The organism is Leclercia sp. W17 (assembly GCF_003336325.1).
In the GTDB taxonomy this organism is placed as follows: Bacteria; Pseudomonadota; Gammaproteobacteria; order Enterobacterales; family Enterobacteriaceae; genus Enterobacter.
In genome coordinates this window covers 89,135-112,619 of the sequence record NZ_CP031102.1, presented here as the reverse complement: position 1 = coordinate 112,619, position 23,485 = coordinate 89,135, and the positions used below count along the sequence as shown (strand labels likewise).

Below are 23,485 nucleotides of genomic sequence, written 5' to 3'. Positions count from 1 at the left end.
AATTAAACTCACTTTACGATGAAAAACAGAAATATCCGTTCGTATAACATTTAAAAAAACCTGTATTTTTCCGTATATTCCGTATGTTAATGCGCTATTTTGAATTCTTGGCTTCAGATAAGCGAAGCGCGGTAATTATAGACTCGGAGCTTACCCAGGGCGTTTTTTGAGCAAGATATCCAAGTATGTAGAGGCCAATTTTAACGCAATCCATTTGTGAGACGGGGACCATGTGCATGAAGGGTTTTAAGCCATCTTTATCGACTGGAACTATCCCTGCGGATAACAACAAACCGCCCCTCTCGTTTGGGGTAACGCTTATATTTTTGTATACGACGTGGCCATGATGTGAGGTTTTCCTCTTATCAATCTTTAAAGTATGCATGATTCTAAGAAATACAGATGCCATCTGCATAACTTCATTCGTCGACAATTTTAGAAGTACAGAACGGTTTGAGCCCCAGTCATAATCTTTTTTTGCGTTCCTTGGAGCGACGTGCAATGTAAGATAATAATTATCAATCTCATTTGAAAAAGGTGAAGGTTTTGATGAGCTAACATCTTCATTGTTCATCTCAATGACAAGGGCTGCATCCTGACCAAATGCTTTAACATTATGGTTTTTAAGAGCGAAGTCTGAAGTTGCCATATAAAAAGTCACTTTTGATAAAACCACATACCGCCTAATGATTCATCATCGGCAAGATGCTTGAAATTTGATAGTGTAAATCCTGTTTTGGTTTCAGAAATCACCAGGCTGTAAGATGCCGTATGTACAAGGCGAGAATTGTTTAGATCAAGATCATCACAAAAACCAGGGCTTTTGACGGGGTCAGCCTTTTCAACAAAAGTTACTTTTGAAGCGATGCCGTTGATCACGATTTTCTCGTTATCAGCAATTTTAATGTTTAAAGAAGGCGAGCTTTTATCACATGGCAGGAAGAGTGATGTCTTTTTAAATGTGTTTCCAGTGAAGTCCAAAAGGTCAGGTTTAACCGGAACATTGTTTAGGATTTTATAAACTCCAGCAAATGCACATAACACAACAAAACCAGATAAAACATATCTAATCTTAGACTTCATCCCCCAGTTCCTCTCCTAAAAGTTTTAACGCGCTTACGCACATAAGCCTCAACTGATACAGTAAGTTATCAGCGGTTATTCCACCAACGAAGGTAACTGTACGTCGTATTGATGCTCCGCCAGGCTCGCACTGGATATGGCCAATACCAGAATCACGGAGGAAGTCATTTTCTGCACTTACAAGGTCTGACTCTACAGGTGGAATGATAACTTCAATGAGTATTGTATCAACTGGGGCCCACTCCCAATCGAACTTAAGAGAGGAAATTGGGGATATAGAAACAAGAAGCTCATCAATATTAAAAATTACGGGTTTTATTCCCATAACCTCAGACTGAATGAAGTGGCTTTCTACCATAACTACCGGAAACTCTGAAATAGTCAGAACTCCGATTAACTGGTCTCGGCGTAAACCATGTATTAGTGAGTTGCGAGATAGCATTCGATCAGCCTTTATTATAATAATCAATCATTTGGGACAAGGACAAAAGGGATTACAGAAACGAAGATTCTACATGAACATCGTTGTCAGTGACCTTAGGTCCATCGGGTATAAGGGTATCAAAAAATCCTTACATAACCATTAAACCACAAAGACTTTTTACGTAAAATAATAATTAAGTACCAGATTTATTAAGATAATTCTTAGGTTTTTTACAAATTTAGGAAAAATCCGCACTTCCTGTAACAGCATCCAAATTAACCTAAAATACCGTTTCATTAACAGTAATTTTACAGATTCAGCTGAAGCCTGAGTTTATTATAACAAAAAAAAGGCCAGCAAGTATGCTGGCTTTCCTGGTAAGACAAGTTGAACTCAGAAGTCGATTGTACTGTCTCTCACCTATCTTGCCAAAGTCGCTAGTCGCTTGTTTGCCTTAGCTTTAGATTTTATGCTTATGGAGGCGGTTTGATTTTCATCCGATACTTTTTCTAGCACTGGCACCACAGAGGAAATGGACTTTTCTTTTGAAATTTTGGATGCACCTGGGCTTTGTTGAATAAATCAGATTTCGGGTAAGTCTCCCCCGTAGCGGGTTGTGTTTTCAGGCAATACGCACGCTTTCAGGCATACCTGCTTTCGTCATTTTGTTCAGCGCTCGTACCAGGGCCATAGCCTCCGCAACCTGACCATCGTAGTCACGCAGCGTCAGTGAACCCCCGAACAGCTGTTTTACCCGGTACATCGCCGTTTCCGCTATCGAGCGACGGTTGTAATCTGTTGTCCATTTCCACCGCGCATTACTCCCGGTCATTCGCTGATTAGCCACTGCACGGTTACGGTCTGCATATTCACCGGGCCAGTAACCCGCACCTTTTCGGGGAGGGATAAGCGCGCTGATTTTCTTACGCCGCAGTTCATCGTGACATAGCCGGGTATCGTAAGCGCCATCGGCGGCGGCTGACCTGATTTTCCGGTGGGTTTGCCGGATTAACCCGGGGAAGGCCTCTGAGTCCGTAACATTGTTCAGCGACAGGTCAGCGCAGATGATTTCATGTGTTTTACTGTCAACGGCGAGATGCAGCTTACGCCAGATACGGCGGCGTTCCTGGCCATGCTTTTTGACTTTCCACTCGCCTTCACCGAAGACCTTCAGCCCGGTGGAATCAATTACCAGGTGTGCGATTTCACCCCGGGTGGACGTTTTGAAACTGACATTAACCGACTTTGCCCGCCTGCTGACACAGCTGTAATCCGGGCAGCGTAGCGGAACGTTCATCAGAGAAAAAATGGAATCAATAAAGCCCTGCGCAGCGCGCAGGGTCAGCCTGAATACGCGTTTAATGACCAGCACAGTCGTGATGGCAAGGTCAGAATAGCGCTGAGGTCTGCCTCGTGAAGAAGGTGTTGCTGACTCATACCAGGCCTGAATAGCTTCATCATCCAGCCAGAAAGTTATGGAGCCACGGTTGATGAGGGCTTTATTGTAGGTGGGCCAGTTGGTGATTTTGAACTTTTGCTTTGCCACGGAACGGTCTGCGTTGTCGGGAAGATGCGTGATCTGATCCTTCAACTCAGCAAAAGTTCGATTTATTCAACAAAGCCATGCACCTGAAGAAAGTGGGCTTTCAGATGGTATAGAGGTATCGCTTCCCTCATTTTCAATCTTCACACCAAAGCAGGCATGTTCCTTTTGTACAAGGAAGGTTTCTTTTACAGAAACAGAATCCTGCTTTGAATTATCTAATTGTAGAGGTGTTAAATACTCCTTAAACTTTTGATCTAAGACATTCTCTAGCAATACATTAATAGGAGGCTTAGGTTCAGTATCTATAGTATTTCCATCATTCAGAAACCTATTAAGATCTGCAAGTGTTAATCTTTCGTTTAAACCATTTATAAAATTTGCCAAGTCAGGAAATAAATTATTTAATACCAACCCGGTACTAATAGCCGACCTAATTAAATCCAGTTGGTCACCCCTATGACAAAGTTCTGTTTTTTTCAAGAAACTATAAACATAGGGTGCTTTTCTTTCGGATATCCAGAAAGACCGGATCTGAATCCGGTCGTTATCTGCCTTATTTGAGATAGGGTATTTAGCCATGTTCTAGCTCATTATTCTGAATAAATAGTATCAGCAATTGCCAAAGATAATGCGAACTGCGGATTGTCTACCATGATAACTTTAGCCGTTTCAAAATGTTTACGAATAGCTGTTTCGATGAGATATGAACCTCCCCCAACAAGGAAAACATTATGAGGCCTCTCTTCGACTTGTGTAACCGCTCTGATTACTTTACTTTGCAACTTCTGTACCGCAGAGTTTACCGCATCAAAAACACCGTCACGCTTGTCCTCTGCAACCTTCAAAGCTGATTTATCATGACGATTATCAACAAGATGATGAATGTAAGCATTACTCGTATTCAGTTTCTCAGATTCAAGATACCTGCTGATCTCATCGTAAACAATAGAACAACCAATACGGTCAAAACCTTTTACTTTCGAAATCTGTTCTAATTGCCCAGTAATACTTGCAACATCAAGAGTAGTACCACCAAGATCAATTACCAAACTTGATTCAAATGAAGCAATATCCTCAATTTCATCTGCCCGGGTCACAGCTGGTAAAGATTCAGGGAAAACAGTCACAGACAAAACGTTAAAAGAATAGCGTTTACCGTCAAGATAACGCTCTACTGGTTTCATCAGATTATCTTTTTTTCTCTGAATATTTTCAATATTCGTTTCCCCTAAAGCAGTATAGAACTGGCTAAGTGGTAAAGTAACAAAGAGGTGAACATCCTGAGGAACTAAACCAGAAGCATGAAGTGCATGGTGAACATTTAACCGGCTAATTTCATCGTATTGGTGAGATACATCAGTCGATTCCAGTGAGTTACTAGATTCGCTGTGATGCGAAAACCTTTCCAGCCCATCAATAAGATAGTTAAAAGGATTGAGACCCTCATGGCGAACACGGAAATCTGGAACAAAACTATTTTGTGTAAGCAAGGGAACTAATTCGTTTCTTTCATTAAGACAAACCAGTTTTGCAGCTTTACTTCCATCATCGACAACGATTTTTAAAGCTTCAGTGATATCCTGCACTGATGGTGAAACAGGACTTTCAGATTTTAATAGTTCAGCCATAAAAACTCTCTTTTATTAATAGGACCATATTAGATATTAACTTTATACATTAATGGTGACCTATTATCAACATTAACACTATTAAAAAAATACGTAAGTCTATGTTATTTCAGCATCCTTCCATTTTAAATACCTTACCGTTAAATTTCCTGTATTCATGTATTAACCATGTTTATAAAGGAGCCAATTATAATCAGAAAGTTACTTTGCATCCTAAGTATGAACTGTTTGAGAGCCAGGACTGGGGCCTTTACCTGTAAGTAACAAAGGTCCTTAGGCTTAGAATCCAAAATGACGCCTTTTTGTAAAAAAATCATAGTTCGAAATACCGTATCATCGATGTAAACATACGTAGAGGAATTTATGGCAGCTGAGCACGTCCAAACTATAGACCTTACAAACTTCTCCGGAAGGATTTTCTTTCTGGCAGATCCTCATGGACATTACTCTGCGCTGTGCAACTTGATCCAATCAGTTACAAAGCCAGAAGAAGAGATAGTAATTTTCTCTACTGGAAATTTGTTTGACTATGGGCCGGAACCCATAGAATTGATGAAGGCGATAAACAGTGGCTTTTTCGATGGACGTTTTGTGAGGCATTTCTCAGCTGCCGGAGCCGGAGAAGAAATGTTAAAAAAATTGTTACCATTAAACAAAGACCGGAGAACATTTTACCCCAGCACATACCTCAATGAGAGATGGTGTGTAATGGGCGGAAAGTGGCATAAAGCTGTGAATCGTTACTATTTAGAGGAAGAGGTAAAAAAACTTCTTAATACCCAGCTTGGTACGATGATGCAGATTTTACTAAAAGGCGATATAAAAATTGGGGTTTGCCCTTCTGATTACGCCCCTATCCGCACATCATTCACTGATACTTATAATGCGCTTCAAGCATTCAACTATGCCAATGTGAATATTTTTCAGAGCCAGTTTCTATTCGGTATGGACCATGCCGTAATACCAATGATGATAAATGACGTCAACCTTATGGTCCTAGGTAGGAATCCTGTAAACAGCATTCGAAAAGCCCATGGTCGTACTCAAAACAATCTTCCAGTACTGATCGGTAATTGTTTGCATATAAATACTGGATCACTCTATATGTCAAAATTAGAAGACCAGGTAATAGTTGCTCCGGGTATACCGCAAACTGACTCACCAGCACTTACATTAGTAGAAATAATCATGAAGAACAATCCAGTTTTATTGTGCCATCAGCTAATACAAACAACAAACAAGTTTTATTCACTTAAAACCTATCCTTTAGAACTCGATTCGATTGAAAACAACATTGAGGTAACAAGATGAAGATAAATTGGAAGATTATCTCAATTTCAACATTACTTTTGCATCTTCACGCAGCAGCTGCACCACATCAAGAGAAAGAGCATAGAAAAGATGCTTTTTCTTCTGCCGCACAGAAAAGTGATTCACTTATATCTGCTAAAGCGGAGCTTATAAACGGAAGGTGGTTTATAAATGGTAAATATAGGCCTGTTCTAAAGACCAGCATGACCAAAACCAATTTCTTAGAAATCATGAATGTTTCAAATAAAGAATCACTTTTTATTGTGATACCAAAACTTGAGTATAATATCATTGCCAAAAATAAAATCTTACTAAATGAAAAAATTGCATTAAGCGAAGGCACATCCGGAAAAAGCATTGTTTGGGTCGAGCCAAAATCAAGTCTAACTATATCGTTTATAAATGACCTTGCTAATACGCCCCTTCAGGCTATCGTTTCGATCACAAGAAACAACAAAGATATAATTGCCATCTTTGGACCGGATCAGGGTAAAGGGTTTACTCTTCCCGGAAATACGTCTAATGATCAAGTGTCCGTTCCTGACTATTCTGACCTAAATATAAAAAAACTTAACATACCTCAAAGTGTTGGTAATCCAGTATCCATCAATCCTAAAGAGAAGAATTACCTCTTAGTTGGACAAGGAAAATATGAAATCTTATCTCTTCCTAAATATCAACATTTAGTATTTTCTGAACCCGTTTATATTGAGAAAAGAAAAAATATCCTCGGTGGTTATGGTTATTGGACGAAAGAAACAATTCTCTACCCCGGTGAATCATTATCTTTTATAACGAGCGCCAAAAACAATCTAAGGAAGCGGGATGATTAAAGTTATCACACTTTTATTGTTTGCATTACTGACTGGTTGTCAGTCAGTAGAAAGTAAAATCGAAGAACTCCCGACAGTTGGTTTTGACCCTATTCTATACAATAAAAGTGAGGCCTTTACTGACGGAAAAGTTACTTTACGTGTCGAAAGTTCAGGAACTGATGTTTGGCTTGTCGCCAAGAATGGAACCAGAAGTTTTATTGAGCTTTCAGGCCTAACGCTAGGCGGTAGTCGTTGTGCTTACAATGCCCGTAGTAAGCAACTTTTGCCCCCAGGCAGCGTAAGCACATTCGTAGTTCCTACGGTTGGAATGCTTGGACTTTGCTTCAACAATGAAGATCAACTTATGTTTATTAACCGTGCTTTTAGCAGAATCTCTCCCAAAGCAAAAGGAAAAGATTCGCTTTCGCTTTTATTTTCTGTTAGTTACGATTTTCCCGGAAAAGCGGACCTAATTACTAACCACGATTTTCAAGAGTTATATCTTTTATTTTTGAATGAGGATAATCTATGAAACAAACATTAATTGTTATTTTAATATGTTTTTGTCACACGGCTTTAGCATATCCATACCGTATCTATACTGTCCCGGAAGGGGCATTAGTAAAAAACATACTAACTAATGAATATCTAGGAAAAACCCCTGTGGTTGTGGACGTGAGCAATACCGAAGCTGGTTCTACTTTTGGGATTTCATTATTTAGACATGAAAATGTTGCTATAAAGATTTTTACAGTAATGCCTTCAGCAGAAAATAATTTTGCTGTTTCTGGACCTGACGTTGCAACTATGTCATTGCCGGGAAAAGCACCTTTAAACGTAGTAAATGATGGGAATGGCGCTTCTGTTCATATAGAACTAAGACCTTATATGTCTGAACCTGCGCACACCCCATATTAATATAACAAGAAATTAAAAATATAAATCATATGAACTGCATCATAAAGATGCAGTTCAATATTTATTCTGATACTTTTAATTTTTCTTTTATGAACTCCTCTAGTTCCTTAATAAAACCCGCATTTATCCTATTGAATTCAAAGCGAATTTTTCTACCAGTATTGTTTTTACTGATTCTTGCATACTTATCTTTGTTATCAAAAGTAATAAGATCACTTGTTTCCCATTTTGTGGAATAAGTTTTTTCACAAACACTTTCCACAGATTGTGTGATTTTTTCCATTACAACTTTTTGAGCAACCTGGAGATCTCCAATGTCTAAATCTTTTGTTTCCTCTTTAACATTATCTATTACTTCATCTAAAGGAAATAGATTTTTTTGCACATATTTCTGTAAACGAGACAAGCGACTATAATAGGAGTTCGGGATTCCTTCATAATCCGGGAATAAAGAGATCAATGTTTCGTCAATACGGGCCGCCTGGATTCTTTTGGCTACCGATACATGACTAATCCCAAGATATGCTGCGAGTTCTTCATTAGTAGAAAATCCTTTTTCTTCCATTTTTTTGATAAATTGAAACCCAACTTCTCTATATGAAAATTTTCGAGATGTTTGTGCTGCGGATATAATTGAATTTATATCATCTTCGGTTAGTTCATCCGGAAGAACCCACAGGGGGAGATCCTTTTCTGCCTTTATACAGCAGAAACGTCTGCGACTTCCTTCTATTAATAAATAAACCCCATCTCTTTTTACAGCGATCCCTTCGGTATCGACCCCTCTTTCTTCAATCTGCTTAAGAATATCTCTAACAGAATAATCTGTAAGGGCTTCTTGATTTCGTGGGTTCGCTGGATGGACTAAGGTCTCCTTCTCCACTCTCTGGGCTGGAACAATCACATGTTCCGCTTCAAGTCTCCGGCCCTTATGAAGAGTGAATAACTTTTTTATGCGAGGTGCTGTTTTCAAACCCGCAAGACCTGAACGGTGACCGACTTCTGTCCGCTTTGGTGCGTTTAAATATCGAGATTTATCATTCCCGATATGTTGCTCATCGCTCATGCGTTAACTCCTTGCTTAGCTGAAAAACTTTTTATTTCATTTATAAATTGCTGATATACCTGTAATACAGATTCTTCTGCGACATCAAGCTGCTTTGCGGAACAAAGTTCCTCTGATTTTTTGATATCAAGCACTGTACGCCCTTTGGAAGCAGCTGCCTTAAATGCTTCAGAATTTTTTATGTTAGCGGACATCAAAAGGTCCTGAACAGTTCTGATTAATTTATCCAAAACTATTCTTTCATATGGACTTTTGTCATCTACATTGACAGCAAGAACTTTGAACCATTTTAAATTGTCGCCCTTACTTGGTGATTGTTTAAACCTTTCACTTATTGTAAGCATGAAGTCTGTAGTAGAGGCGTAATCATATTCACGTGGTGACACTGCGACAAGAATCCCATCGGCCGCTTCGTCAGCAGCCCAGATCAAAGGTGAATCTTCAGGTGGAGTGTCTATAATAATCAAATCATAGTTCTGCTTCAGTACCGGTAAGATAACTTCCTTGAAACGTAGTAACAAAGACGTACGTTCTTCTCTAGAACATTGCCAGTATTTATCTTTAAAACGAGCATCTGTCGGAAAAGCCGTTATTACGTCCAAGTTTGGCAGATGCGTTGAAAAAGGCATATTAGTGATGATTTCTTCTTCAGAGAATCCTGAATCTAAATATTTTTTATACTCAGAATTTTCTTCATAAATTCCAAGGATTGCATCAATTGCTGTAAGGAAGACATCATCTTCTGAGACACTTTGAATCATGCTGCTTCCAATCGAACCTTGTGGGTCCCATTCGATCATTAATACACGTGCATTGAGTTGTAGATCTAAAGCAGCTGCTACTGCTAAAGCTACAGATGTAGTGCTTTTCCCTGTACCGCCTTTATGATTCTGAGTAACAATAGCTCTGCTAAAGTAATGATCGCGGTACTTGGGATAACCCAGGGCATCCATTATTTTTTGAACATCCCAGCGGGTGTAAAGATGATTTTTGTTTTGATAAATAGGTGCACCAACAAGTTCTTTTTCTTCTAAGTCCGAAAGTATTTTATTGAACGTTACTCGTGACTTCCCAAAAAAATCAGAGAGATTTTTTTTATTCAAACAGTGGTTATAGATCAGTCTATCAACACCATCAACACTATCATCAGAAACAGATACTCTTGATGAAGCCATCAGAGATTCCTTTAGAGAAATCTGCTCGCTTTTCATGCGCTGACCAACGAGGGCGATCTTTTCAAGTAAATTCATGGTTATGACCTTTTTGCACTGAAAACCGACTTTTACGCATATATGTAAACTTTACGTATAATGCGTCCATTTCCTTGTTATGCGTACAATTCTATCCTTAGTTTCAATCTTAAGCTAATGTTTGTTTACTTTTTTATGATTTTTTGTGAGCTTAACTTGCAGATGTGAGCTCAGACTCTCTAGTCCATACCTAATGCACAACCTGTTTAAACCACGATTCTTGTCTCCTTCTCTACGCTTTGAAGTTAAGAGCTCCATTAATGAATCTTCACGCCTACCCTATTTCTTGCTTAGACCCTAAAATCTATCTCACCGGTGTGCTGATATACGTTTCCTAACTGTGAACCGTTGTCGTCAGTCCAGTCTAAAGATATGAGGTGTTAATCTCTTGAGGAGGCACACTACGAATTATGGGAGCAGAGTTAGCAACCTCACCCCGAAATGAAACCCAACTTAAGGAGGCAACCCCAGTGTGGAGATTAAGGGGGTTAAATCTGCCAGCGGCTGACAGTGTCCCAGCTGCTGCTCAGTCACACCACGCCCTGATTTAATCCCCTGCCCGGTATTGTAATGACCGAAAAAAACCCGTGCACTGGTGTCGGCAGACCGGCATGCATGAATATGACGTTAATCTGTATCAGCAGGCACTTTTCGCATAATGGGAGCAAGTGATAGCAACGCCGCCCAGAACGGAATGCCAACATCAGGACTGAACCCAAGTTTGGCGATTAAGGGGGTTAAATTTGCAAGCTGCTGACAGTGCCCCAGTTGCTGCTCAGTCACACCACGCCCTGATAGAATCTCCTGCCCGGAAATGTGATGACCGAAAAAAGCCCGTGCACTGGTGTCGGCAGACCGGCACGCAGGAATATGACGTTAATCTGTATCAGGAGGCACATTTCGCATTATGGGAGCAAGCGATAGCAACCCAAGCCCAGAACTGAAGGCCAGCATCAGGACAGAACCCCAGTATGGCGATTAAGGGGGTTAAATCCGCCAGTGGCAATAAGATCCCGAGCGGTGTTTAAGAAATATTTCCCGAAGGACAATCTTCCGCTCGTACGATGAATATAGTGTTCAACCCGGGAGAGGGATCACTTAACCTGCTTAGCCTAAATCTTACGTCATTCTCTAAACGGAGTTTAAGCTTAATGGTCCTGAGAAAGTTAAAAGGACTACCCATAATGACGGTTTGAGATGGCGAATAAGGGTTTTTTCTGCCAGCGGCTGACATTGCCCCAGCTTCTGCTCAGTCACACCACGCCTGATTAAATCTTCCGCCAGGTCTTGTTATGACCGAAAATTGTCCGTGCACTAGAGTCGTAAGACCTGCATACAGGAATGAGGCGTAAATCTTTATCAGGTGGCAAGGTTCGCATCATGGGAGCAAGGGTCTTGAACTGGAGGTTAACATCATAAAATCCCAGATTGGCGATTAAGGGTGTTAAATCTGACAGCGACTGAAAGTGCCTTCAGATGCTGCTCAGGTATATTACACCCTGAAAAAATCAAGCATCTGTGCTTGCGAATATCGGAAAAGGCCATGCACCGGTGTCGGCAGACCGGCATGGGCAATGAGACGTTAATCTGTATCAGCTGGCGCATTTCGTATCATGGGAACAAGTGTTAGCAACCCTCTCCAGGACGGAAGGACACTATCAGGACTGATCCCAGTTTGGCGATTAAGGGGGTTAAATCTGCCAGCGGCTGACAGTGCCTTCTGATGCTGCTCAGACATACTATGCACAGATATAATCACCCGTCCGTCCTTGTGATTATCGGAAAAGGCCATGCACCGGAGTCGGCAGACCGGTATGCAGTGATGTGACTTTAATCTTTATCAGCAGGCGCATTTCGTATTAAGGGAGCAAGTGTTAGCAACCCTGCCCAGGACGGAAGGACACTATCAGGACTGAACGCCAGTTTGGCGATTAAGGGGGTTAAATCTGCCAGTGGCTGACAGTGCCTTCTGATGCTGCTCAGACATACTATGCACAGATATAATCACCCGTCCGTCCTTGTGATTATCGGAAAAGGCCATGCACCGGAGTCGGCAAACCGGTATGCAGTGATGTGACTTTAATCTTTATCAGCAGGCGCATTTCGTATTAAGGGAGCCAGTGTTAGCAACCCTGCCCAGGACGGAAGGACACTATCAGGACTGAACGCCAGTTTGGCGATTAAGGGGGTTAAATCTGCAAGCGGATGACAGTGCCCCAGCTGCTGCTCAGTCACACCACGTCCTGATAAAATCTCCTGCCCGGTAATGTGATGACCGAAAAAAGCCCGTGCACTGGTGTCGGCAGACCGGCACGCAGGAATATGACGTTAATCTGTATCAGCAGGTACATCTCGCATTAGGGAGCAAGTGATAGCAACCCCGCCCAGAACTGAAGGCCAGCATGAGGACAGAACCCCAGTTTGGCGATTAAGGGGGTTAAATCCGGCAGCGTGAGTAAGTGCCCGTGCTGTGTTAAAGAAATATTCCCTAAGGACAATCTTCCGCTCGGCCTTTTGTATAAAGTTGTCACCCCGGGAGCGGGGATCACTTTACCTGCTTAGCCTAAATCTTACGTCAATCGCTATCCGGAATTTTAGCTTAATGGTCCTGAGCAAGTTAAAAGGGCTACCCATAATGACGTCCCCAGATGGTGATAAAGGAGTTAATTCCGCCTTCGGCTTACAGTGCCGCAGCTGCTGCTCAGCAACACCACGCCCTGATTAAATCTCCCGCCTGTCCTTGTGATGACCAAAAATAGTCCGTGCACTGGCGTCGTAAGACCGGCATACAGGAATGAGGCGTTAATCTTTATTAGGTGGCAGGATTCGCATCATGGGAGCAAGGGCCCTAGAACTGTAGACTAACATTAGAAAATCACAGTTTGGCGATAAAGGGGGTTAAATAAGTTAAAAGTCTTCGGTGAGCAAATTGGATAAATTTTCAGAAACCAAACCGTTAATAATAAACTTTTAGAAGAATGATTAAAGGATATTAAGTTTTGTATGCAAAATGACACCAGTGATCTGTTTTCACTAATAATGCCGCGCTACTTTGATTACCTTTGGTAAACAAAAATGTAATTTACGTGATTTTCATCTTATAATGTCAGTATTGAAGTTATAAATTTTGTTTACTTAATGCGTACACAACCTAACTGCGATTTGTATTTATGTCACTGTTTTTACACCACATTAATTATAAAACCAAAATTTGCAGCACAGTGATGAACTCATTAAGTCACAACCTCATTTGTTTACTTAAGGCATACAATAAAAAACCAGATTCTTATGAGACATCTGGTTTAATTATTTTTGCTTGAAGATATTTACTCTACGCGGCCAAACCCGCTGCTACTTCTTGAGCATAGAGAATTTCTATTGCCTCGCCATAGCTACAATTCTCGCGGCTTTGAATTTCCCATAATTTACTCCTGTCAGCACTATCCGTAGTAAAACAAAGCTCCATTTTCCGGTCTACGTATAACCGACAGATCTCTTGGAAGTTTTCGAACCTGACTAACATCTCTGAAAACACCTTTTTGACTGTACGAATATTTTTCATACGTTCATATTCTGCATCTGAAGTAGAAAAATATTTATTAGCCTTCATTGCTTCAATGCTTTCTTTTTCTTGTTTCATGATTATCTTCCAAGGCGAGTTAGCAGTCAGGGCCCGGCCAACAGAAGAAGTAAAATAATCTTCAAACGACTGTGTGATACAGATGCCAGCGCAGTTTGTTTTCCTGAACCTACGCCATGCCGCTTCGAGGAAGGAAGAGAAGAATTGGTTTGATTGATTTCCGGCACCTGATGAATTATCAGGACGAATGTACTCCCATGCTTCATCAAGGATGAACAAGCGACGACGCCCATCTTTTTTGATGAACATTGCATGCTGAGCAGCCTGAATGATAGACATTAATACAACTGTCTGAAGGTGGGGGGTGCCTTTTAGCTCCTCCAGTTCCAAAACAATAAATCTGCTGTCGAAGTTGATTGGAGGCAACGTATCGGTAAACCGGTGCCCATAAATTCCACCTTCGCACCATGCTCCGAGTTGCTCCCCAATATCCTTTATACGTTTGTCTTCATGCTTCTTGCAACGCAGAGCAAAGCCGGTTATTGAACCGGTCCGACCTGATTTTCTGGATTCTTGGTACTCTTCTGCAATAAGCTGAAGCATCACTGATTGTTGATAATCATCGATAAGGCCTTTCTCTGAAGCCATAATTTTTAGCTGATTCAAAACCATTATGGTCTGAGCAACTTTGTCTTTTTCTGCATCGTTTGAAGTTGATTCACCGGTAAATTCAGGTGCTTCGTTAAATACATCGTCGTTAACAGTGATGTCAGTTAGGAAGGCAAAGGGATTTAGGGTGAAGTCAGGGGTTTTACCGAAATCAATAAATTGACTGTTTGTATATTGTTCCGCAATCCCCTGGTAAGAACGGCCCACGTCCACAACAAATACTTGAGCACCGTCAGGATCATCATCTGGGTATTCGTTTTCTAAAAAATGCTTAAATGTTGAGCGATAATGAACGAGGTTATTAGATCGCGGTCCAGCTCCAAGATAGTTATTGATTAGATATGCTGTCCAGAATGACTTCCCTGCACCTGACGTTGCACCAATAACCATGTTATAGCTTGCAGAAGTCTTGAAAATATCAAGTCCCATGAGTTGACCTTCACGAGAAACTAAACTCAGTACTGGTCTATCTGTATTACCTTTCCAGGGCCCAAAGATCGGTGTCATATGAGCCGCTCCGGTGTTGCTCACTACTTCGGAACGGTCAAGGTCGAAAATTGTCTTTGGGTCATTGCACATTGGCAGACATGACATAAATGACGGGAAAACGATAAAGGAATCATCTGCTACTTTGACCCGGCTTTCGAGGTAAAAGGATTTGAGATCGTTAGCTGCTGTCTGCACAGAATTGGCATTACTACCCATAACAGTGAAAGTAAGATACCCTCTTAAAAGCTTTGCGCCATCCTCAAGCTCGCGAGTTACGGCCATGTAGTCATTATCCATATCCCGCAGGCGAGGGCAGAATGTGACAACTGAAGGTATACTTGCCTGTTTATTAGTGATTGCTTTGTAGCGGACGTTTTCTTTTGACAACTTGAGCGGATCGGCAAACTGAACAGTCTGAGTGATCATAAATGGGCTGAAAATTGTCTTACGTCCATGCATCCAGTTAACTACTAACTCATACATACAACCGAAATTGACGTATTCAGGAAACTTTACAACGGAAAGTTGTTTGAAGTAACGATGCTCAGATTCGTCGTCACTTTGTGTGACTTGACCTGCCCCCACGATTAGATACAACACTCAGTTAGTAACGTCGGAATCTTCATTCTCAGAATGACCCTTTCTCCAGCCCGCTGCAAATTCAGACGGTGTCTGATAATTCAGCGTGGAGTGCGGGCGGCATTCGTTATAATCCTGCCGCCAGTCATTAATAATTTTCCTGGCATGAACGATATCGCTGAACCAGTGCTCATTCAAACATTCATCGCGAAATCGTCCGTTAAAGCTCTCAATAAATCCGTTCTGCGTTGGCTTGCCCGGCTGGATTAAGCGCAACTCAACACCATGCTCAAAGGCCCATTGATCCAGTGCACGGCAAGTGAACTCCGGCCCCTGGTCAGTTCTTATCGTCGCCGGATAGCCTCGAAACAGTGCAATGCTGTCCAGAATACGCGTGACCTGAACGCCTGAAATCCCAAAGGCAACAGTGACCGTCAGGCATTCCTTTGTGAAATCATCGACGCAGGTAAGACACTTGATCCTGCGACCGGTGGAAAGTGCGTCCATGACGAAATCCATCGACCAGGTCAGATTGGGCGCCGCCGGACGGAGCAGCGGCAGACGTTCTGTTGCCAGCCCTTTACGACGTCTTCTGCGTTTTACGCCCAGGCCACTGAGGTGATAAAGCCGGTACACGCGCTTATGATTAACATGAAGCCCTTCACGGCGCAGCAACTGCCAAATACGACGGTAGCCAAAACGCCTGCGCTCCAGTGCCAGCTCAGTGATGCGCCCTGATAAATGCGCATCAGCAGCCGGACGGTGAGCCTCATAGCGGCAGGTCGACAGGGATAAACCTGTAAGCCTGCAGGCACGACGTTGCGACAGACCGGTCGCATCACACATCAACATCACGGCTTCCCGCTTCTGGTCTGTCGTCAGTACTTTCGCCCAAGAGCCACCTGAAGCGCCTCTTTATCCAGCATGGCTTCGGCAAGCAGCTTCTTGAGTCTGGCGTTCTCTTCCTCAAGCGACTTCAGGCGCTTAACTTCAGGCACCTCCATACCGCCATACTTCTTACGCCAGGTGTAAAACGTGGCATCGGAAATGGCATGCTTGCGGCAGAGTTCACGGGCGGGTACCCCAGCTTCGGCTTCGCGGAGAATACTGATGATCTGTTCGTCGGAAAAACGCTTCTTCATGGGGATGTCCTCATGTGGCTTATGAAGACATTACTAACATCGGGGTGTACTAATCAACGGGGAGCAGGTCAGACTGATGAGAAATGATTTTCTGTGACTGTATACTTACGGCCGGGAACGTTAACTTGTTCATTAAGCCTTTTCATAGTGTTAACGTCTATGAAACCTTCAGCCCACCGGGAGTTCTTTCCGGGGTTTACGACCTTATCTATACAATAGAGCCAGTTTTCTGCATCGACCTTAAACGGATGCAATCCAATCGTAATTAACTTACTTACAAGTTCAGAGTAAAGTGAATCGATACGCGAATGTTCCAGCTCGGTAGGAAGGGCAGACTGTAAAGGAATCGATAGCGAGATCCATACCTGAAAATCCCTCAACATAAGGTTATCATGATCAGGTTTTAAAGGCTTATGCATACTTCTGTCGTAGTAGTCCAACTGATAACCATTAAGCAGATCTGCTTTAAGCTTATCGTTCCCAGTCATACGCCCACCTCGCACAGCTGACCAAGCACTAAGCTGTAAAGTCAGGTCTGGCAATGCAGTCAGAGATATTTGACAGACAGTATCTGTAGGGAAATCCATTTTGAACATTTCAGCAAGAACATCTTGCTGATTATCAAAAACTCCAGGGGATGGATTACAGATAAACATAAACCCTAATCTGTTGCCATCAATCAAAAAATAGTGAGTCCCTGCTAATTGATCGTAAACAGGGATAAACCCACCTAATTGATGGCGATTTAAACCGCTATTGTAATTATTGATAGCTTCCATATTTGACCTTACAGTTGTCTAACAATGCCGTTCGAAGAGACAGCTTTAGTTGCTTTTTGTTGCTGCTGCATATTTTCCCGGGCCGCATCCTGTACTTCTAAAGGAACTATGCGAGCTGGGTTTGAGGTCGAATTCTTGCCAGCAATCCATGTTTGCGGTTTTACGTTGACATAAACGTAGCCGGGAAGATTAAGCGCATCGTTATCATCGGTATAAGGTGCAAAAGTAATTCTCATTACTTTCCCCTGTTGCAGAACAGCAAGTGGTTCAGGAGCCACTACAGCTTGTTTATAACCTTGCGAACGGTATTGCTGGATCTGCCCAGGGTTGAGAGTCGGGTTAACGGGCTGGCCATTGTAAAGAGAGTACATATCCTTACCAGGGCTGATATCAGAATTAGGTGCAACGTAGCGTGGGGCATTTCCAGCAGAAACCGGATAGCTTGTTTGTTTAACGACTTCCGCAGCCGGATGAACGAAAGGGTTACCAGTTGAAGAGGCAGTGCTATAACTGCTAGTCATCCTTACGTTTGAATTAACCGGTACACCAGAAATAGGCCGTGGTCCAATGGATGAAGTAGGGGCACCCATTTTTAAAGTTTTATCGTACATGACAGGTAACTGACCAACTGGCTTAATTTCGGTTTTTGAATAAGCCACAGGCTGATTTTTAAGGGTAGTAGACTGTGGATATTTGACTTCCCCTGGAGGGCTAATTTCAGTTGGATAACGGCTGTCATTGACAGCCGATTTCTCCTTTCCCGATTCCGACTCTTCCCCCGCCAGTGCAGACAGATCATCTCGATTATTAGTTAACTCCATAACTTCGCGAGGACCTTTACAGATAACGCCCTTTTCAATGCCTGGACATTCGGATTCGGAACTACCGATGGAGCACCCCGTAAGATATGAGGATGTACCTACAACCAGAGCACTGAGTACCAATCTTTTGATGTTCATAAACTAGCCTTAATTTGTCTCAAATGGATTTTTTAAGAGAGGTTCAACGCTTTGGTTCAACCAGTAGTCGAAATCTTTTGGAATGCCATTACCAGCCAAACCATCCTGTCTGACAACTGAAGGTACACCCTGCAATTTATAAATTCCTGCGAGCATCAATGACGCTACCAAAGGTTCCGCCGGACATTCTTCTGCTTCTTTTTGAGAGAGCAATCTTTTTTCAATGTCGGATTTGCTTCCCATTAGCCAACGAAGAATATCGAGGTTGTTTATTTTTCCTTTTTCTTTACTACACCAGAGCCTTCTAAGCTCTTCTTTTGGCTCACCGGGTGAGGGAACTAAAACAATATCTATCCGATACTTGTCCCGATCTGCATAGAATTTCTTAACAAGTTCCATGCAACCGTCACAATCAAGTGTTATGAAAATGGCTGCTTGTCTTTTAAGCTTTGAATTTCCCAGAGGAATGGACGCTACAGTTTCCAGAGGGAAGGGGGCCTCATCAAGACTAATAAAATAGGAATTCCTGATTTCTTCTACAGTCAGAACAGGTTTACGTTTAATTACATCAACAAGGCTTCCCCCAGTAAGGGAGTATCGGCCATCGGTCGTTACTGCCATTAGCTGCGAACGTTCGTCCTGAAAGAGGTATAGCCCACCAGAAGGAATGTATATGGCATCCTTAGGTTTATATCCTTTCATTTTTGATAACACACCCGAGATCTGACTGGGTGAAACGCCACCTTCCTTTGCCTTTGCCATTAACGCAGCAGCATCACTATTAGTTAGGACCTGCTCTGAAGCATAAGTGACCGTATTCGCCATAATGGCGAAAGCCGCCATTAAAGGGAAAAGTAACTTTTTCACTATTGGGTGCCCTCTACTTCTTTGCATTATAAGAACTTGATTGTACCGCTTCAGAGCTATCTTCAAGTTCCATATAAGTGACGATTTCAACACTATCCGGTACAGTAACGGCAAGCGTTGCATCAATAATTAAATAGCCACGGTCACGGTAGATCTTCATTAATGTTCTGAAATATTCTTCGAATTGAGATCTATCATTGTCAGCAGTACGGCCTCCGTGATGCTTGAAAAATTCCTTACGTAATTCAGGCATGTCAAGCACTGCAATCTTGTACGAAGGCTGGGATTGTTTATTGAAGTAATCGTAAACATTCATAAAGCCTTTATAACCATAAATAATGACCAATACGGCAAAGGCGAAGAAAAATAAATACTTCAATATTTTTTCAATATCAATTTCGAAGGTAATTTTTTTTGTTGTCCTTTCTCGCACCATTTTTTTAGTGATTTCAGGTCCAGCTGATTCAGGCGATTCTTTTTTTTCTAAACTATCCATTTAAACCTCAGCGACTGGTCAGATTCGTTGGAATTGTAGTTCCGGTCTGAACGACAAATGTAATAGCTCGGCCAGGGCTAATTTCTACGATTGGCCACTGTTGTTCTGCAATTGCGGTGTAGTAATCGACGAGTCGATTAAGACCACCTTGAGCTGCACCAGCCCCGGCTAATGCCCCAAGTGCACCAAAATTAGGGGACTGATACTGAGCCTGTGAATTAGGGTCGATGTTAAGTGAAGATACCTTACTGGGACTTAAGCTACCGGCAAGTGAAGAAAGTCCACCGGCAAATGCAGCTCCTGCAATTGCGTTACCATTTCGGCTGATAAGCGTGCCTCGGATCCCATTTTTTCCGTCATTTTCACTTACAGCATATGCTTCCAGTTTTACGTCAAAAGCTTTCCCTTTTGAATTAACACAAGAGATAGAAGTGGCACGTATGTAAGCACGCTGTGACGCCAGATCACCAACAGCTGAACCCAGAAGGTTACAGTCACGCAAATCCATGGTGAAATTATTGGGCATGATGACATCTTTTTTAATACGCATCGTTACTGGCATTGGTTCTGATTTGGAAGAAAGGCTTGTAGGCGCTTCAAGCCCGGTAATCAGAACACCAGTGATAATAGATGTTGCCGGAAGAAACATTTCATCTTTTCGGGCAGCATGCCGCGCTTTGCTATCAACTGGCGCAGTACCATCACCTCGTACAGTCCGAGTTGGCGCTTTATCTCCTGCAATGACCTCTCTGCCTTCCTTGATTCTGTTTTCAGACACGGGCATAACCTGAATGACACCATCGGTACCATTAGTCTTAATGGAACTTTGTGTGATTGTTCTCATTGGGCTATTACGCGTAGGTGTGATAGAAGCGTAATTAGGGTTTACGCCATTAATCGGCGCATTAGCATTAAGCTGATAAGGAGCTGCCGGTGCCTGCTCATTAATCGTTTTACGCGAACTACCAGCATCCAAGTTACGATTGCCGTTTCGATTTGTCTGCATATCATTAATTTGCTGAGACAGCTGCTGAAGTTGAGAAGTTAAACTTGCAACTTGGGCTTTAGTTTCCTGTTGGGCTTTTTCTGCTTTTTCGCGGTCCTCTTTCGCCGCATTTTGGTCAAGTCGGTTTTGCTTAACCATTTCTTTATATACTTTCTGGCTTTCTTCATTACTCAATTTGTTCATTTGCGAATCATCTAACAACAAATTGGTCTGCATGTCTTTTTTCTGTGTTTTCTTTTCTTTCTTAACTGGTGTGGAAAAAATAGACTGGCTAATAATATAAACAATCACTACCAGCAGAGCGCCAATAACAGAAAGTCTGACGGTCTTATTTTCCCAGGCCTTTTTAATGTCCATGATTAGCTCCACTTGTAGGTTTCTGGAATCGTTTAATTTTTAGATTTCGTTCGCTGTCAGACATCTGAGGAACGATATAGGGTTCACCTGCTCTGGCCCAGTTTTCACGAACAGATGGATGATTCATTTCAGCTTTATCTATCTGGCTCGTTCTAGATATTTCATGTTTGTAATTAGGTTCCAAAACGTTACTTTTGTGATAGTCAAAAGCATTCTCCTCATTAATATTGCCCTCTCCTACAAATTTATCAATAAGAGTTGGATCGTTCATTATTACTGTCTGAACGGGAAAAGCGTTACTGCCATCTTCGATACTAATGGGTGCGTCCGGAACGATTAATACACTCCTTTTTGGTATATATTCTGACCTGTAGTAAAAGCTGGTTAAAGCAAATACGACAAAACCAATCACGGTGGCCCCAAGCAGAGCAGGCAAAGTAACTTTTCCCATATTATTTTCTGATTAGACTTGGTCTGGTTGTAACCCGGGCCTCGCGTTCCTTGAACAATTTATCCCGGACTATGTAAAGCTCTGTTTCTTCTCCCGGTTGCAGGTATGCTTTATCAAATAAAGCACTTGCAATAACGCCTTCTGCCATACACTGCTGATCAGCAACGATTTGACCGTATGGTTTATCGTTTTTCACAAGAATTACATCAATAAGTTCACGTGAGCCAACCAGTCTCTGACCGAGCTTTGCATACATATTAAAGTTACATGGTGACTGCTCTGGCGCAGGAATACGAGAAAGTCGGTCCTGTTGTAAACTGAATCCTGAAGGGACCTCACCAAGAGCCACAGGAGTCAATAAATCAATGATTCTTTGTTTATGATCGTCTTGTTTTGGATCCGTTGGAGCCAGTTCTTCTGACTGGGAGCGGGCCAACATTTCCTCATAGTTTTGCTTATCCAATGAGGTTTCACGTTTGGCTTGCATAGATGGGCTTAAAGATGTAGTAACTGAAATCATCGCACCGGGAACATCAAGCGGTACCAGGGTCAGGTTATAGGTCGATTCAGGTACCTGATCTTCAGACAACATAATCCCGATTGGTTTATCGGTATTAGTTGAAATAAAGACATCGCCACCATTAACAAATATGCTTGCCTCTTCAGCAGGGGTAGAAGTACTGACAGAAGCATTCTTGAAGCTGGTCGATATTCTGTTTTGAAGTCCTCGTGAAACTGGCAGTACCACATTCCCACCAGGCGGCACATTTACACGCTGAACTTCTTTATATCGGTTACGAGCTTCGACATAAAGTTCATCGGCTTTTGACGTGGCGGTCGCATTGGTTGCATTCTGCTGGGAAGAGGTACCTGTTGGTCTCCCATAGCTATCAATTGCACCAGATCGGGTCTGTGCGTCAAATCCGGGGAGACTAGGATTATTTGATAATGCTCCAGTAATAGCGCTTACCGCAGGCGAAGCATTGCTGGCTGGGGAAAGTTGCACGGTAGGGAGATCAGTTGTAGGTTTTTGTCCCTGCGCATTACCGGCTTCACTAAGGTTTGTTTGTGCACCTGACTGTTCAGAACCAGCTTGACCCGGAATAATGGCTTTTGCAGCTCCATTCTGAAATCCGTCAGCACCAACTGGCATTACAACCGGGTTATTAATTGTTGCTGGCAATTGGTATTCTTCAGCGATTACGCAGTTCGAAGTCGTGAGCATGATCAATGCTGTAATTGCGTTGAAGCCTAAGCCCTTTTTTTTAATCATCACTTGTTACCTGTAGACGGTGGCGGATTATCCAGCGTTGCCAGTTGCTCTTTGCCGTTTATCGTAATTTTTTTAATATTCGGTGTTCCGGAATATTGATTTACATATGCAATTCTTGGGCGACCATTTTTCATCCCGAGAACCCATTCATAAGTCCATTTCGATGATTCAGTTTTGTCCGGAACATTTACAAGTCGAGTCGTTTTGGTACCCCAGACATAGACCATGTCATTTTTTGGATCAAAGTAAATATCATTAGGCTTAAAGGTCTGCTCAACACCACGAGCCTGCATGATATTTATCTGCTCCTGTAAAGACTCACTCGTTTTAGCCTGTAGTTCAGGTGAAAGGGCATCGAGGACATAGGCCGTCACAAAGGAAATATTAGTTGGATTAATATTCCCTAAAAGGGTACTAAAAAAGAGAGCCCATTGTGTTTTATAAGATTCCGATGCTTTGTTACCAACAACCGTGATCTCTTCATTCATGTTTGGAGGGGTAACAATCGTCACTGGGTCAGTGAAAAAAAGAATCTTTGCAACCAATAACCCAATGACGGCTATTGAAACAGTATTAATGCGGATAAGTTTTGTATCACGATTAATCAGGGCGCTGTATGTAATTCCAGCACCTGACGCTTCAGCTTGTGGGCTAAATCGTTTTTTAATGTCCAAAAAACGTCCCTTAGCACTTTCATCTTTCTTTACGTATGACTGTTCAAGATCACCGTTTTCATCCTTTTTAGATTTTTTGAAAAAAGGGATGTTAATGCCACTTAGCATTTTCATTCATAGCTC

22 protein-coding genes and 1 pseudogene are annotated in these 23,485 nt (G+C 42.1%); 4 read left to right on the top strand and 19 right to left on the bottom strand.

From position 1 onward, the window contains the following. Window positions 1–94 precede the first annotated feature (94 nt). The 6 genes from DVA44_RS24380 to parM all read right to left on the bottom strand — a co-directional run bounded on the left by DVA44_RS24380 (window position 95) and on the right by parM (window position 4,681). Entirely contained in the window at window positions 95–649 is a 555-nt protein-coding gene (locus tag DVA44_RS24380; protein WP_000235773.1) for a plasmid transfer protein, read from the bottom strand. Window positions 650–657: 8 nt separating this feature from the next. Beyond that, complete coding sequence (locus DVA44_RS24375; protein WP_000836981.1) at window positions 658–1,083, bottom strand: hypothetical protein; 426 nt, start codon at window positions 1,081–1,083, stop codon at window positions 658–660. Continuing rightward, window positions 1,073–1,525, bottom strand: a complete 453-nt coding sequence (gene hdtA / locus DVA44_RS24370) for a H transfer determinant A (protein ID WP_000952689.1) — start codon at window positions 1,523–1,525, stop codon at window positions 1,073–1,075. Before hdtA ends, DVA44_RS24375 begins: the two co-directional genes overlap by 11 nt. Before the next feature lie 604 nt (window positions 1,526–2,129). Further along, the gene (locus DVA44_RS24365; RefSeq protein WP_031942297.1) at window positions 2,130–3,098 is read right to left on the bottom strand and encodes an IS5-like element IS903B family transposase; all 969 of its coding nucleotides are present in this window, start codon (window positions 3,096–3,098) and stop codon (window positions 2,130–2,132) included. A 21-nt stretch (window positions 3,099–3,119) separates the two neighbouring features. Further along, on the bottom strand, window positions 3,120–3,632 hold the full coding sequence (locus DVA44_RS24360; RefSeq protein ID WP_001151875.1) for a hypothetical protein: 513 nt from the start codon (window positions 3,630–3,632) through the stop codon (window positions 3,120–3,122). 11 nt (window positions 3,633–3,643) lie between these two features. Next, the gene (gene parM, locus DVA44_RS24355; RefSeq protein WP_000818954.1) at window positions 3,644–4,681 is read right to left on the bottom strand and encodes a plasmid segregation protein ParM domain-containing protein; all 1,038 of its coding nucleotides are present in this window, start codon (window positions 4,679–4,681) and stop codon (window positions 3,644–3,646) included. A gap of 363 nt (window positions 4,682–5,044) precedes the next feature. Between parM and DVA44_RS24350 the strand changes: the two genes are divergently transcribed. From DVA44_RS24350 to DVA44_RS24335, 4 genes are read left to right on the top strand one after another with little or no spacing between them, the layout of a single operon-like run. After that, complete coding sequence (locus DVA44_RS24350) at window positions 5,045–5,992, top strand: metallophosphoesterase (protein ID WP_000718595.1); 948 nt, start codon at window positions 5,045–5,047, stop codon at window positions 5,990–5,992. After that, complete coding sequence (locus tag DVA44_RS24345; protein ID WP_058688219.1) at window positions 5,989–6,825, top strand: hypothetical protein; 837 nt, start codon at window positions 5,989–5,991, stop codon at window positions 6,823–6,825. Before DVA44_RS24350 ends, DVA44_RS24345 begins: the two co-directional genes overlap by 4 nt. Continuing rightward, window positions 6,818–7,339 carry a hypothetical protein gene (locus tag DVA44_RS24340; protein ID WP_000598517.1) on the top strand — a complete coding sequence of 174 codons (522 nt, stop codon included), beginning with the start codon at window positions 6,818–6,820 and terminating at the stop codon, window positions 7,337–7,339. Before DVA44_RS24345 ends, DVA44_RS24340 begins: the two co-directional genes overlap by 8 nt. After that, the gene (locus DVA44_RS24335; protein ID WP_000815011.1) at window positions 7,336–7,725 is read left to right on the top strand and encodes a hypothetical protein; all 390 of its coding nucleotides are present in this window, start codon (window positions 7,336–7,338) and stop codon (window positions 7,723–7,725) included. The genes DVA44_RS24340 and DVA44_RS24335 overlap by 4 nt, the downstream gene beginning before the upstream one ends. A 61-nt stretch (window positions 7,726–7,786) precedes the next feature. Here DVA44_RS24335 and DVA44_RS24330 read toward each other — a convergent pair whose 3' ends face one another. The 13 genes and pseudogenes from DVA44_RS24330 to DVA44_RS24275 all read right to left on the bottom strand — a co-directional run bounded on the left by DVA44_RS24330 (window position 7,787) and on the right by DVA44_RS24275 (window position 23,476). Further along, complete coding sequence (locus DVA44_RS24330) at window positions 7,787–8,791, bottom strand: ParB family protein (protein WP_001278838.1); 1,005 nt, start codon at window positions 8,789–8,791, stop codon at window positions 7,787–7,789. Beyond that, window positions 8,788–10,041: a ParA family protein gene (locus DVA44_RS24325; RefSeq protein WP_001050364.1), complete on the bottom strand. Its 1,254-nt coding sequence runs from the start codon at window positions 10,039–10,041 to the stop codon at window positions 8,788–8,790. The genes DVA44_RS24330 and DVA44_RS24325 overlap by 4 nt, the downstream gene beginning before the upstream one ends. 627 nt (window positions 10,042–10,668) lie before the next feature. After that, the gene (locus DVA44_RS25765; protein ID WP_168194528.1) at window positions 10,669–10,824 is read right to left on the bottom strand and encodes a hypothetical protein; all 156 of its coding nucleotides are present in this window, start codon (window positions 10,822–10,824) and stop codon (window positions 10,669–10,671) included. 2,548 nt (window positions 10,825–13,372) lie between these two features. After that, window positions 13,373–15,346, bottom strand: a pseudogene (locus tag DVA44_RS24320) (DUF5934 domain-containing protein); the annotation flags it as partial. 33 nt (window positions 15,347–15,379) lie between these two features. Continuing rightward, window positions 15,380–16,500, bottom strand: a protein-coding gene (locus tag DVA44_RS24315; RefSeq protein ID WP_087451024.1) for an IS3-like element ISSen4 family transposase whose coding sequence is annotated in 2 segments (ribosomal slippage) — window positions 15,380–16,242 and window positions 16,242–16,500 — 1,122 coding nt in all. Because the reading frame shifts where the segments join, the coding sequence is not laid out codon by codon here. 68 nt (window positions 16,501–16,568) lie between these two features. Continuing rightward, window positions 16,569–17,279: a TraC family protein gene (locus DVA44_RS24310; RefSeq protein ID WP_305773799.1), complete on the bottom strand. Its 711-nt coding sequence runs from the start codon at window positions 17,277–17,279 to the stop codon at window positions 16,569–16,571. A gap of 8 nt (window positions 17,280–17,287) precedes the next feature. After that, window positions 17,288–18,238: an IncHI-type conjugal transfer lipoprotein TrhV gene (gene trhV, locus DVA44_RS24305; protein WP_001022588.1), complete on the bottom strand. Its 951-nt coding sequence runs from the start codon at window positions 18,236–18,238 to the stop codon at window positions 17,288–17,290. Window positions 18,239–18,247: 9 nt separating this feature from the next. Then, window positions 18,248–19,000, bottom strand: a complete 753-nt coding sequence (gene htdT, locus DVA44_RS24300; RefSeq protein ID WP_182911723.1) for a protein-disulfide isomerase HtdT — start codon at window positions 18,998–19,000, stop codon at window positions 18,248–18,250. Between the two features lie 118 nt (window positions 19,001–19,118). Continuing rightward, window positions 19,119–19,601, bottom strand: a complete 483-nt coding sequence (locus DVA44_RS24295; RefSeq protein WP_000377632.1) for a hypothetical protein — start codon at window positions 19,599–19,601, stop codon at window positions 19,119–19,121. A gap of 7 nt (window positions 19,602–19,608) precedes the next feature. Beyond that, window positions 19,609–20,964, bottom strand: a complete 1,356-nt coding sequence (trhB, locus tag DVA44_RS24290) for an IncHI-type conjugal transfer protein TrhB (RefSeq protein ID WP_000351841.1) — start codon at window positions 20,962–20,964, stop codon at window positions 19,609–19,611. After that, on the bottom strand, window positions 20,954–21,415 hold the full coding sequence (gene htdO, locus DVA44_RS24285) for a plasmid transfer protein HtdO (RefSeq protein WP_000521242.1): 462 nt from the start codon (window positions 21,413–21,415) through the stop codon (window positions 20,954–20,956). Before htdO ends, trhB begins: the two co-directional genes overlap by 11 nt. A 1-nt stretch (window position 21,416) precedes the next feature. Continuing rightward, window positions 21,417–22,688: a type-F conjugative transfer system secretin TraK gene (locus DVA44_RS24280; RefSeq protein WP_000592092.1), complete on the bottom strand. Its 1,272-nt coding sequence runs from the start codon at window positions 22,686–22,688 to the stop codon at window positions 21,417–21,419. After that, window positions 22,688–23,476, bottom strand: a complete 789-nt coding sequence (locus DVA44_RS24275; RefSeq protein WP_000783153.1) for a TraE/TraK family type IV conjugative transfer system protein — start codon at window positions 23,474–23,476, stop codon at window positions 22,688–22,690. The genes DVA44_RS24280 and DVA44_RS24275 overlap by 1 nt, the downstream gene beginning before the upstream one ends. Between the last annotated feature and the right edge of the window lie 9 nt (window positions 23,477–23,485).